The following is a 14,844-nucleotide window of genomic DNA, read 5'->3' as shown; positions in this document are numbered from 1 at the left end:
CCTGGAGCTCCGCCCGCCGCGAGGCGCGGCGGACTCGCCGACGAGGAGACTGGAAGTCATGCAGCTGGAGAACAAGTTCACGATCGCGGCGCCCATTGCGGACGCCTGGGCGGCCCTGAACAACCCGGAGACCGTCGCCCCCTGCTTCCCCGGCGCCACGCTGACGGAGTACACGGGCGACTCCTTCACCGGGACCGTGAAGGTGAAGCTGGGCCCGATCTCGCTGACCTACAAGGGCAAGGGCACCTACATCGAGCGCGACGACGCCAACCACAAGGTCGTCATCGACGCCACCGGGCGCGACTCGCGCGGCAACGGCACCGCCGCCGCGAAGGTCACGGGCACGATGAAGGCCGACGGCCCGGACAAGACCGAGGTCACGATGGTCACCGACATGACCATCACCGGCCGGCCGGCGCAGTTCGGCCGCGGCGTGATCTCGGACGTCGCCGACAAGATCATCGGCCAGTTCTCGTCCTGCCTCGCGGACAAGCTGACCGAGAAGGAGCAGGCGCCGGCCGAGCCCGTCACCCCGGCCACGACGGCCGCCCCGGCCACCCCGACCGTCGGCGGCGTGGCCTCGGAGACCCCGGACGCCACCGTCCCGTCGCCGATGGGCACCGAGCCGAGCGCCAGCGCGGCGAAGCCGGCCACCACCACGCCCGCCCCGATGAAGAGCAGCGTCGACGCCATCGACCTGCTCGACACCGCGGGCGCGCCGATCGTGAAGCGGCTCGTCCCGGTCGCGGGTGTGCTGGGCGTGCTGCTCGCGATCTTCATCATCGTCCGCAACCTGCGGAAGAGCTGAGCCGGACACACGCACGGCCGAGGGCCGGCGACCCGCAAGGGTCGCCGGCCCTCGGCGTTCTCGGGCTTCTGCCCGTCGTCGCCCGCTCGGTGGTCCGGCTACGGTCGCGCCCGCCGCGCCGGTGCGGTCGCGGCGCCCGGCGTGGCGTCCCGTCCGGCCCAGCAGGGGCCGGACCCCGAGGGAGGAGTGCCATGCAGGAGTTCCAGCGGGGTACCGTTCGCGCCAACAACCTGACCTTCGAGTATTTGACCGCCGGGGACGGGCCGCTCGCCCTGTGCATGCACGGCTTCCCGGACTCGCCGTTCACCTACCGGTACCTCCTCCCCGCCCTGGCCGACGCCGGGTTCAGGGCGGTGGCCCCGTTCAACCGCGGGTTCGCGCCGACGGAGCTGCCGATCGACCGCCACCACGTCCACAGCTCGACGATGGTCGCGGACCAGATCGCGCTCCACGAGGCACTCGGCGGGGACGAGCGTGCGGTCGTGATCTCCCACGACTGGGCCGCCCTCGGGACGTGGGGTGCCGCCGCGAAGGAGCCGGAGCGCTGGTCGCGCTGCGCCGTCGTCAACATCCCGCCGTTCGCGATCTTCGGCGAGAACATCGTGACCTACGACCAGATCAAGCGGTCGTTCTACTTCTGGTACTTCCAGATGACGAACGTGGTCGAGCAGATCGTGGCGGCGGACGACTTCGCCTTCATCGACCGCATCTGGGCGGACTGGTCGCCGGGCTACGACGCCTCCGAGGACCTGCCGCTGGTGAAGGCCTGTATCCGCGAGCCCGACCACTTCCGGGCCGCCCTCGCGTACTACTGGGGGCAGTTCGATCCGAAGCGCTTCGGCACCCCCGAGTGGGCGGCCGAGCAGGCGGACGCGTGGGGTGCGGACATCCCGCAGCCGACCCTGTACCTGCACGGCACGGACGACGGCTGCCATGGCATGACGCAGGAGCAGGTCGACCGTGTGCCCTCGCACTGCGGGCCGGGGTCGCGCTCCGAGCTGATCCCGGGCGTCGGCCACTTCATGCACGTGCAGCGGCCCGGCGACGTGAACAAGCGGATCGTGGAGTTCCTGAGCGGCTGACCCGCTCCGGGAGGTGGGCTGAGAAGCGGAGGCGGGCTGCGATCAGCACCGGTGCTGTCGGAGCATGATCGGGGGACCGTGGTGCTGATCTCACGGCGGCTCTGCTCGGGGCGCCGCGGGTGCGAGGATCGGGGCATGCGCGCCGGACCGCACAACGGGATCACCGACGTCCCCGGGATCCGGGTGGGTCACGCGACCGTGGCCGGGGAGGACGCGTTGAGCGGCACGACGGTGGTGCTCTGCCCGCCCGGCGGGGCGGTGGCCGGTGCCGACGTCCGCGGCGCGGCACCCGGTACCCGGGAGATCGACCTGCTCGCGCCGGGCAACACCGTGCAGCGGGTGCACGCGATCGTGCTGTCCGGGGGCAGCGCCTATGGCCTCGCCGCGGCTCACGGGGTCATGGAGCGGCTCGAGGCCGCGGGGGAGGGGTTCCCCGTGACGGGCGGCGTCGTGCCGATCGTGCCCGCTGCGGTCCTCTTCGACCTCGGGCGCGGCGGCCGGTTCACGGCCCGCCCGACCGCGGAGACCGGCGCCGCGGCCTACGACGCGGCCACGGCCGGACCGATCGCGCAAGGTGTCGTCGGTGCGGGCACGGGGGCGACGGCCGGTGGGTTGAAGGGCGGCGTCGGCACGGCCAGCGCCGTCCTCGACAACGGAATTACGGTCGCCGCCCTGGTCGCGGTCAACGCCGTCGGGTCGCCCGTGCACGGGCCGACCGGGCGGTTGCTGGGTGCTCGGCACGGCCTGCCGGGGGAGTTCCCCGACGCCGAGCTCCCGGCCGACGCCGTCGGCGCGCTCGCCGGCGCCCGGCGCCGCCCGGGTGTGGGCGACCCCGGCACGGCAACGACGCTCGCGGTCGTCGCGACGGACGCGACGCTGGACAAGGCGGGGTGCGGGCGGCTGGCGACCGTCGCCCACGACGGCTACGCCAGGGCGCTCGACCCGGTGCACACCATCATGGACGGGGACGCGATCTTCGCGCTGGCCACCGGCGACCGTACGATCGCGGGCCCCGAGGAGCAGTTCGCGCTGCACGCGGCGGCGGCCGACGTCGTCACCCGCGCCGTGGTGCACGCCGTGCTGGCCGCGACCCCGGTCACCACCGCGGGCGGCTCCTGGCCCTCCTACCGCAGCACGACGGCGCTCTGAGCCGCGGCGTGGCGGGGTCGAGCGCGGTCGGCCGGCTGCGAGCGCGCTCAGCCGCCGGCGAAGGGCGGCAGGACGTCGACGACGGCGCCCTCGGGCAGTACCCGCTGCGGGTCCCGCACCGCGATCTCGTCGACCAGGTAGGAGCAGCGGGCGAGCACCCGCGCGAACTCGGGGCCGTACCGCTCGGCGAGGGTGTCGCCGAGCGCGGCGACGGTCGCGTCGGCGGGCACCGCGAGGGTCTCGGCGTCCCGGCCGGCCGCCGCCTTGGCGGCCGCGAAGTACCGGACCGTCACGGTCCGGAGGGCGGTGGTGGTGGTCACGGTGCCCATCCTCCTCACCCGCCGATGGCGCTCATCGGGCGGTCGGGCTGCAGGAACCCGGGGTCGTCGATGCCGTGCCCGGCGAGCTTGCCCCACATCGCGTACCGCCACACGTCGGCGATCTCGGCGTCGCTCGCCCCGCCTCGGACCAGCGCGCGCAGGTCGGTCTCGGTGCGCGCGAAGAGGCAGGAGCGCACCTGCCCGTCGGCGGTGAGCCGGGTGCGGTCGCAGGCGCCGCAGAAGGGCCGGGTGACCGAGGCGATCACGCCGACGCGGGCCGGGCCGCCGTCGACCAGGTAGCGCTCGGCGGGGGCGCCGCCACGCTCCTCGCCGTCCGGCGTGAGGGTGAAGCGCGCCGACAGCCTCTCCATGATCTCGCCGGCGGTGATCATCTCGCTGCGCTCCCAGCCGTGCTGGGCGTCGAGCGGCATCTGCTCGATGAACCGCAGCTCGTAGCCGTGCTCGACGGCGAAGGCCAGCAGGTCGGTGGCCTCGTCGTCGTTCACCCCGCGCAGCAGCACGGTGTTGATCTTGACGGGCTCGAGGCCGGCGGCCCGCGCGGCGGCGAGCCCCGCGAGCACGTCCGACAGCCGGTCGCGGCGGGTGATGGTGGCGAAGCGCTCGGGGCGCAGCGTGTCCATCGAGACGTTGAGCCGGTTGACGCCGGCCGCGGCCAGCGCCTCGGCGCGGCGGGCCAGCCCGATGCCGTTGGTGGTCAGCGAGATGTCCGGGCGCGGCTCCAGCGCGGCCGAGGCGGCGATGACCTCCTCGAGCCCCTTGCGCAGCAGCGGCTCGCCGCCGGTGAAGCGCAGCTCGTGCACGCCGAGGTCGCGGACCGCGATCGCGACCAGCCGGACGAGCTCCGCGTCCGTCAGCTGTTCCTCGCGTGGCATCCAGTCGAGGCCCTCGGCGGGCATGCAGTAGGTGCAGCGGAGGTTGCACCGATCGGTCAGCGAGATGCGCAGATCGGTGGCGACCCGGCCGAACCCGTCGATCAGGCGGCTGTCGTCGGGGCGGCCCGGGTCCCGCTTCGCGGTGCCCCGCAGTGCGGGGAGACCCAGCTCGGTTGCCGTCACGTACACGAGGGTAACCGCCCGCCGCGATCTTCATCCAGGGCCCAAAACGCCAGGTCAGAGCGCTCCGCAGATGCGGATCGGAAAGCCGTCGCGGGGCGCAGGAGCGGCCCGCGACGGCCGGCCCGGCCTGTCCCGAAGGCGAGGACCACCCCGCCCGCCGGACACTGGGTGCCGGGCTCAGATCTCGGTCTTGAGGATGCAGATCGCGAGGTGCGCGTCGAGCACGGCCTCGCGGGTCTTCGGGTCGATGCCCGGGTCGGCCTCGGCCGCCGCCTTGGCGCTGTCCGCCGCCTGCTCGAGCTCGACGACGGCGTCGTGCGCCGCCGCGTCGCTCTCGGCGGCCAGGCGCCCGGCCTTCGCCGCCTTCGAGTCGTACTCCCGGACGACGGCGAGCAGGACGACGGACGCGCCCGTGTCCGCCTCGGCGGCGCGCAGCGCGGCCCCTGACTTCTCCCGGCACTCGGCGAGCCGGGTCTGGACGTCGGTGGTCGTGAGCATGGGTGACTCCCGTGGTGGTGCGAGCACGGTCAGGAGCCGGACCCGGCCCGCCGGTGGCGGGCGGCTCGTCGCAGCGGGAGGGAGATGGCGGAACCGGGCCCGGACACCGTGGCGCTCCCGCGGGCACGCACTCTTCGCACGGGCATCGCCTCCGTCACGCCTCCGCGGCACCCTCCACGGCGCCGCCGTCACGCCCCACGGCCGGGCGCGCTCCACCGTGACCCCGTCCGGCGAACCGGACAAGGGCCGTTCGGGGGAGCACTCGCCCGGCCGTCGGAGCTCCTAGGGGGCGTCTGGTGGTTCACCGTCGAGGGGCTCGGTGATCCGGGCGGCTCCTGGCAAGGCGGAGCCGGGTCCTCATACCGGGCGTATTCGGGCCCGGCGACAACGCAGCCAGGGGTCGTCCGGGCGCCGAGGCCGCGGCGGATGATCCACCAGACGCCCCCTAGTGCTGCGCGAGCTCCTGCCGGGCGACGGAGCGGATGTGGACCTCGTCGGGCCCGTCGGCGAAGCGCAGGGCCCGGGCCCACGTGTAGAAGTAGGCCAGCGGGAAGTCGTCGCTCATCGCGCCGCCGCCGTGGACCTGCATGGCCCGGTCGATCACCGCGCACGCCATCCGCGGCACCACGACCTTGATGGCCGCGATCTCGCTGGCGGCGCCCTTGGCGCCGAACTTGTCGATCAGCCAGGCGGTCTTGAGCACCAGCAGCCGGGACTGCTCGATCTCCATGCGGGACAGCGCGATCTGCTCGCGGACCACGCCCTGCTCGGCCAGCGGCCGGCCGAACGCGACGCGGTCCTTGGCCCGCTTGACCATGAGGTCCACCGAACGCTCGGCCATGCCGATCAGCCGCATGCAGTGGTGGATGCGGCCCGGCCCGAGGCGGGCCTGGGAGATGGCGAAGCCGCCGCCCTCCTCGCCGAGCAGGTTCGACACCGGCACCCGGACGTCCGTCAGCCGCAGCTCCGAGTGCCCGTGCTGGTCCTGGTAGCCGAAGGTCGGCAGGTGGCGGGTGATCTCCAGGCCCGGGGTGTCCCGCGGGACCAGGACCATCGACTGCTGACGGTGCTTGGCCGCCTCGGGGTCCGTCTTGCCCATGACGATGAAGATCGTGCAGCGCTCGTCGGCGGCGCCGGAGATCCACCACTTGCGGCCGTTGATGACGTACTCGTCGCCCTGCCGCTCGATGCGGGTCTCGACGTTCGTGGCGTCGGACGAGGCGACCTGCGGCTCGGTCATCGCGAAGGCCGAGCGGATCTCGCCCTCCAGCAGCGGGTCGAGCCACTGCTCCTTCTGCTCGGGCGTGCCGAACAGGTGCAGGGTCTCCATGTTCCCGGTGTCCGGGGCCTGGCAGTTGATCGCCTCGGGCGCGATCACCGGGGACCAGCCGGACACCTCGGCCACGGCGGCGTACTCCAGGTTCGACAGCCCCGAGATCGCCGGCAGGAACAGGTTCCACAGCCCGCGATCGCGGGCCTTGGCCTTCAGCTCCTCGACGACGGGCGGCAGGTCCCACTCCTGCGGGGTCCCGCGGCGTTCGGCGCGGAAGGCGTCGTACGCGGCCTCGGCGGGGAGGACCTCCTCGTCGAGGAACGCGCGCATGCGCTTGGTGTAGTCGGCAGCGGCGGCGCTGGGTTCGAAGTCCACGGGGGAATGACACCACAATGCAGGTGCATTAAACAACGAGCCCGACGTGATGTGCGTCCCCCGACCGGTGGCGATCCGCGCAGACGCGGACATAGGATCTCGCCCGTGCCGCAATTCCGGATCACCGAGGCGTGGGCCGCGCCGGAGCGTCTCGTTGATGCGCAGGGAGGCGGTCCGCGACCTCGGGTCGCTCGCGGTGGCCCTCGTCGAGTCCACGAACGTCGTGGTGGAGATCCCCGGAGGAAGTTCATGAAGCGTCCCGTGGCCGTCGGTGTCGCCGGCCTGGCCGTCGTGCTCGCCGCGGCGTGCAGCTCGCCGTCGCAGGCCCCGGGCACCGGCGGATCCGCGGCGGCGCCCGAGGCCCGCACGCTCACGGTGTTCGCCGCGGCGTCGCTGACCGAGTCGTTCGACGCCCTGGAGAAGCAGTTCGAGACCGACAACCCGGGCGTCGACGTCAGCCTGAACTACGGCGGCTCGTCCGACCTCGCGCAGCAGATCGTCAACGGCGCCCCGGCCGACGTCTTCGCCGCGGCCAGCGACCCCACCATGAAGACCGTGTCCGACGCCGGCCTCACCGCCGCCGCGCCGACGGTGTTCGCCACCAACGTCCTGCAGATCGCGACCGCGCCGGGCAACCCCAAGGGCGTCGCCGCGTTCGCGGACCTGGCGAAGCCCGACGTCAAGACCGTGGTGTGCGCGCCCCAGGTACCGTGCGGGGCGGCCACCACGAAGGTGGAGCAGAGCACCGGTGTGCAGCTGCAGCCGGTCAGCGAGGAGAGCGACGTCAAGTCCGTGCTGAGCAAGGTCTCCACCGGCAACGCCGACGCCGGCCTCGTCTACGTCACGGACGTCAACGCCGCGAAGGGGCAGGTCCAGGGCGTGAGCTTCCCGGAGGCCGCCGCCGCGAAGACCGACTACCCGATCACCGTCGTCAAGGACGCGCCGCAGGCCGAGCTCGCGCAGAGGTGGGTGGACCTGGTGACCGGCGAGACCGGCACGAAGGCCCTCGAGGCGCAGGGGTTCGGCGCCCCGTGAGGACCGTGGGCACGGCATGACGGCTCCCCCGGACAGCCGGGCGCGGGCCGCCCGCAGGCCCGACCGGCACGAGGAGCCGGTCGGGCTCCCGTGGTTCGTGTGGATCCCCGCCGGTCTCGCGTTCCTGCTGATCGCGCTGCCGGTCGTCGGGCTGTTGTGGAAGGCCGACTGGACGCGGATGCCCGAGCTGCTGCTCGGCGACGCCGCGCTGGACGCGCTCCGCCTCTCGCTGGAGACCGCGGCCGTCTCGACGCTGCTCTGCATCCTGCTCGGCGGGCCGCTCGCCGTGGTCCTCGCCCGCGGTCGCCTGCGCGGGCAGCGGGCCCTGCGCGCGATCGTCCTGCTGCCGCTCGTGCTGCCCCCCGTGGTGGGGGGTCTGGCGCTGCTGTTCCTGCTCGGCCGCACCGGGCTGGTCGGGCGCGGCCTGGACCTGGCCTTCGGGATCACCGTCCCGTTCACCACGGCGGCCGTCGTGCTCGCCCAGACCTTCGTGGCCCTGCCCTTCCTCGTCGTGTCGCTGGAGGGGGCGCTACGCACCGCCGGCCGGCGCTACGAGGCGGTGGCGGCCACGCTCGGCGCCTCCCCGTCGCTGGCCTTCCGGCGGGTCACGATCCCGCTGGTCCTGCCCGGGCTGGCCTCCGGTTCGGTGCTGGCCTTCGCCCGCTGCATGGGCGAGTTCGGGGCGACCATCGCCTTCGCCGGCAGCCTGCAGGGCACCACCCGCACGCTCCCGCTGCTCGTCTACCTGGAGCGGGAGACGGACGTCGACGGCGCCGTCGCGCTCTCCCTGCTGCTGGTCGCGGTGGCGATCGTCGTGATCCTGGTGGGGCGGCCCCGGGGCTCCGAGGGGCTCTCGTGAGCCTCGAGGTGGAGGTCCGGCTCGACCGGGAGGGTTTCTCCCTGCAGGTCGCGCTGACGGCCGCGCCGGGCGAGGTCGTCGCCGTACTCGGCCCCAACGGGGCGGGCAAGTCGACGCTGCTCGGCATCCTGTCCGGACTGCTGCGACCCGACGCCGGGCACGTGCGGGTGGGCGACCGCACCGTCACGGACGTCGAGGCGGGCGTCTTCGTGCCCGCGCACCGGCGCGGCGTCGGGTTGCTCGCGCAACAGGCCCTGCTCTTCCCGCACATGACCGCGCTGGCCAACGTCGCGTTCGGGCCGCGGGCGCAGGGCGTGCCGAAGCGGGAGGCCGAGGCGCGGGCGCAGGCCCTGCTCGCCGACGTCCTGCCCGGCCTGCCCGAGCTGGCCGGCCGCAAGCCCGCCCAGCTCTCCGGCGGCCAGCAGCAGCGGGTGGCGCTGGCCCGCGCGATCGCGCCGGAGCCCGGCCTGCTGCTGCTCGACGAGCCGCTCGCCGCCCTCGACGTCGACGCCGCACCGGCCATGCGCTCGCTGCTGCGCCGCGTGATCCGGGACGGCAAGCAGACCGCGGTGCTGGTCACGCACTCGGCGCTCGACGCGCTGGTGCTGGCCGACCGCGTCGTCGTGCTGACGCACGGACACGTGGTGGAGCAGGGGCCGACGCGGGAGGTGCTCGGGCGGCCACGCAGTGCCTTCACCGCCCGGATCGCCGGCCTCGACCTGATCCCCGGGGTGCGCGAGGGCGGCGCGCTCCGCACCGTCGACGGCAGGGTGATCACCGGGCGGGGCGACGCCGGCTCGGAGGACGACGGGGCCGGTGAGCCCGCGGTCGCGGTGTTCCCGCCCTCGGCGGTGGCGGTGTTCGCCGCCGAGCCGCACGGCAGTCCCCGCAACGTCCTGCCGGTCCGGCTGGCCTCGATCGAGCCGCACGGCGACGTCGTCCGGCTGCGGGCGGCGCCTCGGGAGGGCGGCCCGGACTGGCTCGACGGCCTGGCCGCGGACGTCACGCCCGCCGCGGTCGCCGACCTCGGGGCCGAGCCCGGGGTGCCCCTCTGGTTCGCGGTGAAGGCCACCGAGGTCGAGATCCACCGGGCGGGATAGGCCGCTGCGGCGCTTCGCTCCCGACCCGGATGCGGGCACTCGGTCCGCTCAAACCTTCGCAACCGAACGTCACCTCATCGGTCACAGGGGTCACCCGGGCCACTATCGTGTACCTATGTCGCGGGGCGGTGGGGGCCTACCGTCGCTTTCCGTGACACGCCAGCTGCTGCGGCTCGCCTCCGTCGCGATCGCGATCGGGCTGCTCCCGGTGACCGGCTCCGTCGCGCTGGCGAGTCCGGCGGCCGACACGGTCGAGGCCGGGACGGCCGTGACGATCGGGCCGGCCGCGACGGGCCTGCCCGGTGACTACGTCGTCCTCGCCCGGGACGCGCAGCGCGCGACGGACGCCGCGACCGAGCTCGGGGTCTCCCCGACGACCGTCTTCACCCGGGCGTTGACCGGCTTCGCGGCCCGGCTCAGCGCCGAGCAGCTCGCCCGGCTCAAGGAGCTGCCGGGGATCCTCGGCGTCGAGGAGGACCGGCGGTTCGACCCGCTGGGACCCCGCGCGGCACGGCAGCCCGGGCTCACCGAGGCCGTCCAGGAGAACCCGCCGAACTGGGGACTGGACCGCATCGACCAGCGCGACCTGCCGCTCGACGGCCGCTACACCACTCGCGCCACCGGCCAGGGCGTCACCGTCTACGTGGTGGACACCGGGGTCGACGTCACGCACCCGGACTTCGGCGGCCGGGCCAGCTGGGGCACCAACACGATCGACGGCACGGACACCGACTGCGACGGCCACGGCACGGTCGTCGGCGGGATCGCGGCCTCGCGCGGCTACGGCGTGGCCAAGGACGCGCAGGTCCGCGCGGTGAAGGTGCTCGACTGCAACGGTTCCGGCACCCTCTCCTCGCTGCTCTCGGGCCTCGACTGGGTGCTGCAGAACCACCGGACCGGCCCGGCGGTCGCGGTCATGTCCTGGAGCTACGGGCCCTCGGACGCGCTGCTCTCCGCGGTGACGAACCTGGTGGACGACGGGGTGTTCGTCGCCTCCTCGGCCGGCAACAGCGGGGCCGACGACTGCGGCGTCGCCCCGCGGGCGGCCGCCGGCGTGCTGGTCGTGGCCAACTCGACCATCGACGACCGGCGCAACAGCTCGTCGAGCACCGGGCCGTGCGTGAGCCTCTACGCGCCCGGGACCAGCATCGTCGCGACCACGCCCGGCGGCCGGACGGCCTCCTACACCGGGACCTCGATGGCTGCCCCCTTCGCCGCTGGCGTCGCGGCGCTGTACAAGCAGACCTACGGCGACGCCCCCAGCGCCACGATCAAGAAGTGGATGCTGGACAACGCCGTCCCGGGCAAGATCGCGGGCGGGGACACGGGCGGCACCCCGAACCTGCTCCTCAACACCGCTGGCCTGTAGAGGCACGAACGGCGCTCTCGCTCAGTAGGAGTGAACGAGAGTGCCGTTCGCTAGGGGGTCAGCGCGTTCTCAGCGGGACAGGCGGGCGGCCTCGCGGTCGGCGCCCTCGGTCAGCACGCCGCCGCGGGAGCCGGCGAGCTTCGCGTGGAGGTGCTCGCGGACCGTCACCGGCTCGTAGAGGGCGGGGTGTTCGGCGTCGACGCAGGTGGGCAGCGGGGCGATCACCGCGTCGACGTCGCCGTCGTGGAAGAAGGCGGCAGAGCGGCGCGGGACGAGCCGGCCGTCGACCCGCGGGGCGGCGACCCGGTGCAGGGTGGAGATCCAGCGGTCGTTGGTCCAGCGGGCCAGCGCGTCGCCGAGGTTGACCAGCAGGGCGCCCGGCGCGGGCTGCACGGGGTGCCAGCGGCCGTCGCCGTCGAGGATCTCCAGGCCGGGCACCGCGTCGGCCCACAGCACGGTGACGATGCCGTAGTCGGTGTGCGCGCCCATGCCGACCTGGTCGGGCTCGAGGTCGGCGTCCGCGGACGGCAGGCGGTAGTTGATCATCCGCAGGACGTCGACGGAGTGCCCGGTGAACCGGGTCAGGTGGTCCTCGCCGAGCCCGAGCGCGCGGCCGAACACGCGCGTCATCGTCCGGGCGACCTCGCCGGCGGCCGCAAACCAGGCCTCGACGGCGGGGCGGAAGCCCGGGACGTCCGGCCAGACATTGGTCTCGTAGTCCTCCTCCGAGAGGTTCAGGCCCGGGAAGTCCGCGGCCTGCGCGCCGACGTTGAAGGCCTCGAAGAGGTCGGCGGCGGAGACCAGGCCGAGGCTGTTGGCCAGCGACTCGGACCGGGGCGGGGTGTAGCCGCGGTTCACGCCGGGCGGGCAGCGGTGAGCGGACTTGGTCGCGAGGTCCTGGGCGAAGAAGGCGTCCATGGCGGCGGTGAACGCGTCGAGCGTCCGCACCGGGATCCCGTGCCCGACGACCTGCATGAACCCGACCGTCCGCGCGGCGTGGTCCACGGCGCGGGCCACGGCATCGCGGTCGGCGTCCGAGCCCGCGGTGCGGAACGGGGTCAGGTCGATGATCGGGACGTCGAGGACGCCGTCGCGGGTCTCGGCGACTGCCATGGGGCTGCTCCTGGTGAGAAGTGATTGCTCGCGACTATCGTTCGGTGATGTTCGACTGTCAAGGACTGTCAGTCGGGGTCGGCTCGGGCAGGAGGAGCGGGTGGAGGACGAGGCGGCGCTCAACGCGCGGGTCGGGGCCACGATCCGCGCGCTGCGGGAGAAGGCCGGGCTGTCCATGCGCGAGCTGGCGCGGCGGGCCGGGGTGAGCCAGCCGTTCCTCTCGCAGATCGAGCGGGGCGTCAGCGCGCCGTCGATGGTCACGACCTACCGGCTGGCGGAGGCGCTCGGCGAGCTGCCGGGCGCGCTGCTACCCGCCCCCGCGGGGACGGGCGTGACCGTGGTGCGGGCGGGCGAGGGTCGGGAGATCCCGGTCGCGAACCGGCCGGACGCGGCGCGCGGGCGGGCGCTGGTGATGCAGCCGGGGAACCCGCTCGAGGTGATCGAGTACGTCGTCGCGCCGGGGGAGTACCTCGAGGAGTGGTTCGCGCTGCCCGGCGACATGGCGGTCTACGTGGTGAGCGGGGAGCTCGAGGTGGAGGTCGAGGGCGCGGACCCGGTGGTGCTCGCGCCGCGGGAGCTCGCGTCCCACCCCGCCTCGGCCCGGCACCGCTGGCGGGTGCACGGCGACGCCCCGGTCCACGTCCTGCTGGCCATCGCCCATCCCTCCGACGGCCCCACCCTCCGCCCGCCCCGCTCCTGACCGGCGCCGTGCAGGTGAGCACTGCCGCGAGTCGGGACTTCCTGCAGTGCGAGCGGGACGTCGTGCACGGTGTGGCGCGAGGTGGCTGCCGACTCGCGGCGCTGCTGCTCACGACTCGCGGGAGCCCAGGGCGCGACTCGCGGGAGCTCAGAGCCCGACTCGCGGGAGTTCAGAGCCCGACTCGCGGGAGCCCAGGGCGCGACTCGCGGGAGCTCAGGGCCCGACTCGCGGGAGCTCAGAGCCCGACTCGCGGGAGCTCAGGGCACGACTCGCGGGAAGGGTGCGCGAGTCGGGGCGTCGGCTTCCGCGAGTCGGGGTCAGGCGGGGGTGAGGGTGTCGAAGCCCGTGTAGGGGACGAGGGCGGGCGGGATGCGGACGCTGCCGTCGGGCTGCTGGCCCTGCTCCAGGACCGCGACCAGGGTGCGGCCGATCGGGAGGCCCGAGCCGTTGAGCGTGGCCGCGAAGCCCCGCGCGCCGTCCTTCGCCTTCGTCCGGATGCCGGCCCGGCGGGCCTGGAACGTGCCGAAGTCCGAGACCGAGCTGATCTCCCGGTAGCGGCCCTGGCTGGGCAGCCACACCTCGATGTCGTAGGTGTACTCGGCGGAGAAACCGATGTCGCCGGCCGCGAGCCGCACGACGCGGTAGGCCAGCCCGAGCGCCTGGACGACGGCCTCGGCGTGCCCGAGCAGGACCTCCAGCTCCTCGCGCGCACGGGCCGGGTCGACGATGCGGACCAGCTCGACCTTCGAGAACTCGTGCACGCGGATGAGCCCGCGGGTGTCCTTGCCGTAGGAGCCGGCCTCGGAGCGGAAGCACGGCGTCTGCGCGGTGTAGGCCAGTGGGAGCTCCTCGGCGGCGAGGGTCTCGCGGGCGTGCAGGTTGGTCAGCGGCACCTCGGCCGTCGGGATGAGGAACAGCTCCCGGTCGGCGACCTCGGTGCGGAACAGGTCCTGCTCGAACTTGGGCAGCTGCCCGGTGCCGGTCATCGTCGGGCGCGTGACCAGCGCCGGCACCGACCACTCGGTGTACCCGTGGTGCTCGGTGTGCAGGTCCAGGAAGAACCGGGCGAGCGCACGCTCGAGCGCGGCACCGCGGCCCTTGAGCACCGCGAACCGCGGGCCGGACAGCTTGGTCGCCCGCGGCAGGTCCAGGATCCCGAGCTTCTCGCCGAGGTCGACGTGGTCGAGCGGGTTCTCGACGGCCGGGATCTCACCCCAGGTCCGGACCTCCTGGGCGTCCTCGTCGCTGGCGCCGTCCGGCAGCTCGTCGGCGGGCAGGTTCGGGATCTCCAGGAGGTACTCGGTGAGCTGGGCCTCGAGGGCCTTGTGCTCCTCCTCGGCGAGGGTGATCGCGGCCTTGGTCTCCCGCGCCTTCTCGACGAGGGCGGGCCGCTCCTCGGGGGACGCCCCCTTGACCGCCTTCTGCAGCCGGTTCGCCTCGGCCCGGGACTCGTCGCCCCGCTGGATGGCCGCGTTGCGGCCGCCGAGCAGCTTCTCGAGGCGCTCCAGATCGAGCGAGTAGCCGCGGCGCGCGAGCTTGCGCACCGCGTCGGTGGCGGGATCGAGCAGGACGCGGGGGTCGTGCATCGCCCGAGCGTATCGCCCGGCCGCAGCGCGTTTTCCGGCTCCTCCCCCGTAGGAGGGTGGCGCTCGGGGGCGGGTCGTCGGCAGGATGAGTCGCGATCACGTGACCGGGCGCACAACGCTGCGCCGCCCGACCCTTCGAGGAGGATGCAGTGACCACCTCCACCCCCGCGCTGCCGTCGTACGCCTCCGGCATCTCCGACGTCCCGTTGCTGGGGGACACCATCGGGGACAACCTCGACCGGACGGTCGCGGCGGACCCGGAGCGGGAGGCGCTGGTCGAGGTCCCGACGGGCCGGCGGTGGACCTACGCCCAGCTGCGGGCGGACGTCGACGCCCTGGCGCTCGGGCTGCTCGACGCGGGGGTCGTCAAGGGTGATCGGGTGGGGATCTGGGCGCCGAACATGGCGGAGTGGACGCTGTTGCAGTACGCGACGGCGAAGATCGGCGCGATCCTGGTCAACATCAACCCGTCCTATCGCACGCACGAGCTGGAGTACGTGC

At 73.9% G+C, this 14,844-nt stretch carries 15 protein-coding genes and 1 pseudogene; 10 read left to right on the top strand and 6 right to left on the bottom strand.

All coding sequences use genetic code 11. The annotated features are described in order from the left end of the window. Nucleotides 1-58 precede the first annotated feature (58 nt). From ABD990_RS28575 to ABD990_RS28565, 3 genes are all read left to right on the top strand, one after another. On the top strand, nt 59-808 hold the full coding sequence (locus tag ABD990_RS28575) for an SRPBCC family protein (protein ID WP_345383871.1): 750 nt from the start codon (nt 59-61) through the stop codon (nt 806-808). Between the two features lie 191 nt (nt 809-999). Beyond that, complete coding sequence (locus ABD990_RS28570) at nt 1,000-1,890, top strand: alpha/beta fold hydrolase (RefSeq protein WP_345383870.1); 891 nt, start codon at nt 1,000-1,002, stop codon at nt 1,888-1,890. 135 nt (nt 1,891-2,025) lie between these two features. Beyond that, a complete protein-coding gene (locus ABD990_RS28565; RefSeq protein WP_345383869.1) occupies nt 2,026-3,039 on the top strand; it encodes a P1 family peptidase in 1,014 nt (337 codons plus the stop codon). 47 nt (nt 3,040-3,086) lie between these two features. Here the strand turns inward: ABD990_RS28565 and ABD990_RS28560 are convergent, their stop codons facing one another. From ABD990_RS28560 to ABD990_RS28545, 4 genes are all read right to left on the bottom strand, one after another. Then, nucleotides 3,087-3,368, bottom strand: coding sequence for a MoaD/ThiS family protein (locus ABD990_RS28560; RefSeq protein ID WP_345383868.1), 282 nt, complete (start codon nt 3,366-3,368; stop codon nt 3,087-3,089). Between the two features lie 5 nt (nt 3,369-3,373). Beyond that, nucleotides 3,374-4,435 (bottom strand): GTP 3',8-cyclase MoaA, encoded by a 1,062-nt coding sequence (gene moaA / locus ABD990_RS28555; RefSeq protein WP_345383867.1) that lies wholly within the window; start codon nt 4,433-4,435, stop codon nt 3,374-3,376. 177 nt (nt 4,436-4,612) lie between these two features. After that, nucleotides 4,613-4,933, bottom strand: coding sequence for a hypothetical protein (locus ABD990_RS28550; RefSeq protein WP_345383866.1), 321 nt, complete (start codon nt 4,931-4,933; stop codon nt 4,613-4,615). Nucleotides 4,934-5,378: 445 nt separating this feature from the next. Then, nucleotides 5,379-6,581, bottom strand: coding sequence for an acyl-CoA dehydrogenase family protein (locus ABD990_RS28545; protein ID WP_345383865.1), 1,203 nt, complete (start codon nt 6,579-6,581; stop codon nt 5,379-5,381). Between the two features lie 249 nt (nt 6,582-6,830). Between ABD990_RS28545 and modA the strand changes: the two genes are divergently transcribed. The 5 genes and pseudogenes from modA to ABD990_RS28525 all read left to right on the top strand — a co-directional run bounded on the left by modA (nt 6,831) and on the right by ABD990_RS28525 (nt 10,944). Then, entirely contained in the window at nt 6,831-7,616 is a 786-nt protein-coding gene (gene modA / locus ABD990_RS28540) for a molybdate ABC transporter substrate-binding protein (protein ID WP_345383864.1), read from the top strand. Nucleotides 7,617-7,632: 16 nt separating this feature from the next. Beyond that, nucleotides 7,633-8,475, top strand: coding sequence for an ABC transporter permease (locus tag ABD990_RS28535; protein WP_345383863.1), 843 nt, complete (start codon nt 7,633-7,635; stop codon nt 8,473-8,475). 50 nt (nt 8,476-8,525) lie between these two features. Next, a pseudogene (locus ABD990_RS34590) lies at nt 8,526-8,957 on the top strand (ABC transporter ATP-binding protein); the annotation flags it as partial. A 39-nt stretch (nt 8,958-8,996) separates the two neighbouring features. Then, nucleotides 8,997-9,575, top strand: a complete 579-nt coding sequence (locus tag ABD990_RS34585) for a TOBE domain-containing protein (RefSeq protein WP_425569682.1) — start codon at nt 8,997-8,999, stop codon at nt 9,573-9,575. 151 nt (nt 9,576-9,726) lie between these two features. Beyond that, nucleotides 9,727-10,944: a S8 family peptidase gene (locus ABD990_RS28525; protein WP_345383861.1), complete on the top strand. Its 1,218-nt coding sequence runs from the start codon at nt 9,727-9,729 to the stop codon at nt 10,942-10,944. A 69-nt stretch (nt 10,945-11,013) separates the two neighbouring features. Here ABD990_RS28525 and ABD990_RS28520 read toward each other — a convergent pair whose 3' ends face one another. Beyond that, nucleotides 11,014-12,057 carry an isopenicillin N synthase family dioxygenase gene (locus ABD990_RS28520; RefSeq protein ID WP_345383860.1) on the bottom strand — a complete coding sequence of 348 codons (1,044 nt, stop codon included), beginning with the start codon at nt 12,055-12,057 and terminating at the stop codon, nt 11,014-11,016. Between the two features lie 100 nt (nt 12,058-12,157). On the opposite strand from ABD990_RS28520, the gene ABD990_RS28515 reads away from it, so the two are divergent. After that, entirely contained in the window at nt 12,158-12,757 is a 600-nt protein-coding gene (locus ABD990_RS28515; protein ID WP_345383859.1) for a helix-turn-helix domain-containing protein, read from the top strand. Between the two features lie 317 nt (nt 12,758-13,074). Here ABD990_RS28515 and serS read toward each other — a convergent pair whose 3' ends face one another. Then, nucleotides 13,075-14,343, bottom strand: coding sequence for a serine--tRNA ligase (serS, locus tag ABD990_RS28510; RefSeq protein ID WP_345383858.1), 1,269 nt, complete (start codon nt 14,341-14,343; stop codon nt 13,075-13,077). A gap of 149 nt (nt 14,344-14,492) precedes the next feature. Between serS and ABD990_RS28505 the strand changes: the two genes are divergently transcribed. Next, on the top strand, nt 14,493-14,844 hold a 352-nt coding region (locus tag ABD990_RS28505), incomplete at its 3' end, for an AMP-binding protein (RefSeq protein WP_345383857.1).

Origin of the sequence: Pseudonocardia yuanmonensis (assembly GCF_039542425.1) — a bacterium.
In the GTDB taxonomy this organism is placed as follows: Bacteria; Actinomycetota; Actinomycetes; order Mycobacteriales; family Pseudonocardiaceae; genus Pseudonocardia; species Pseudonocardia yuanmonensis.
Note: the sequence above shows the minus strand (reverse complement) of the source record. Positions and strands in the feature narration are given on the sequence as shown.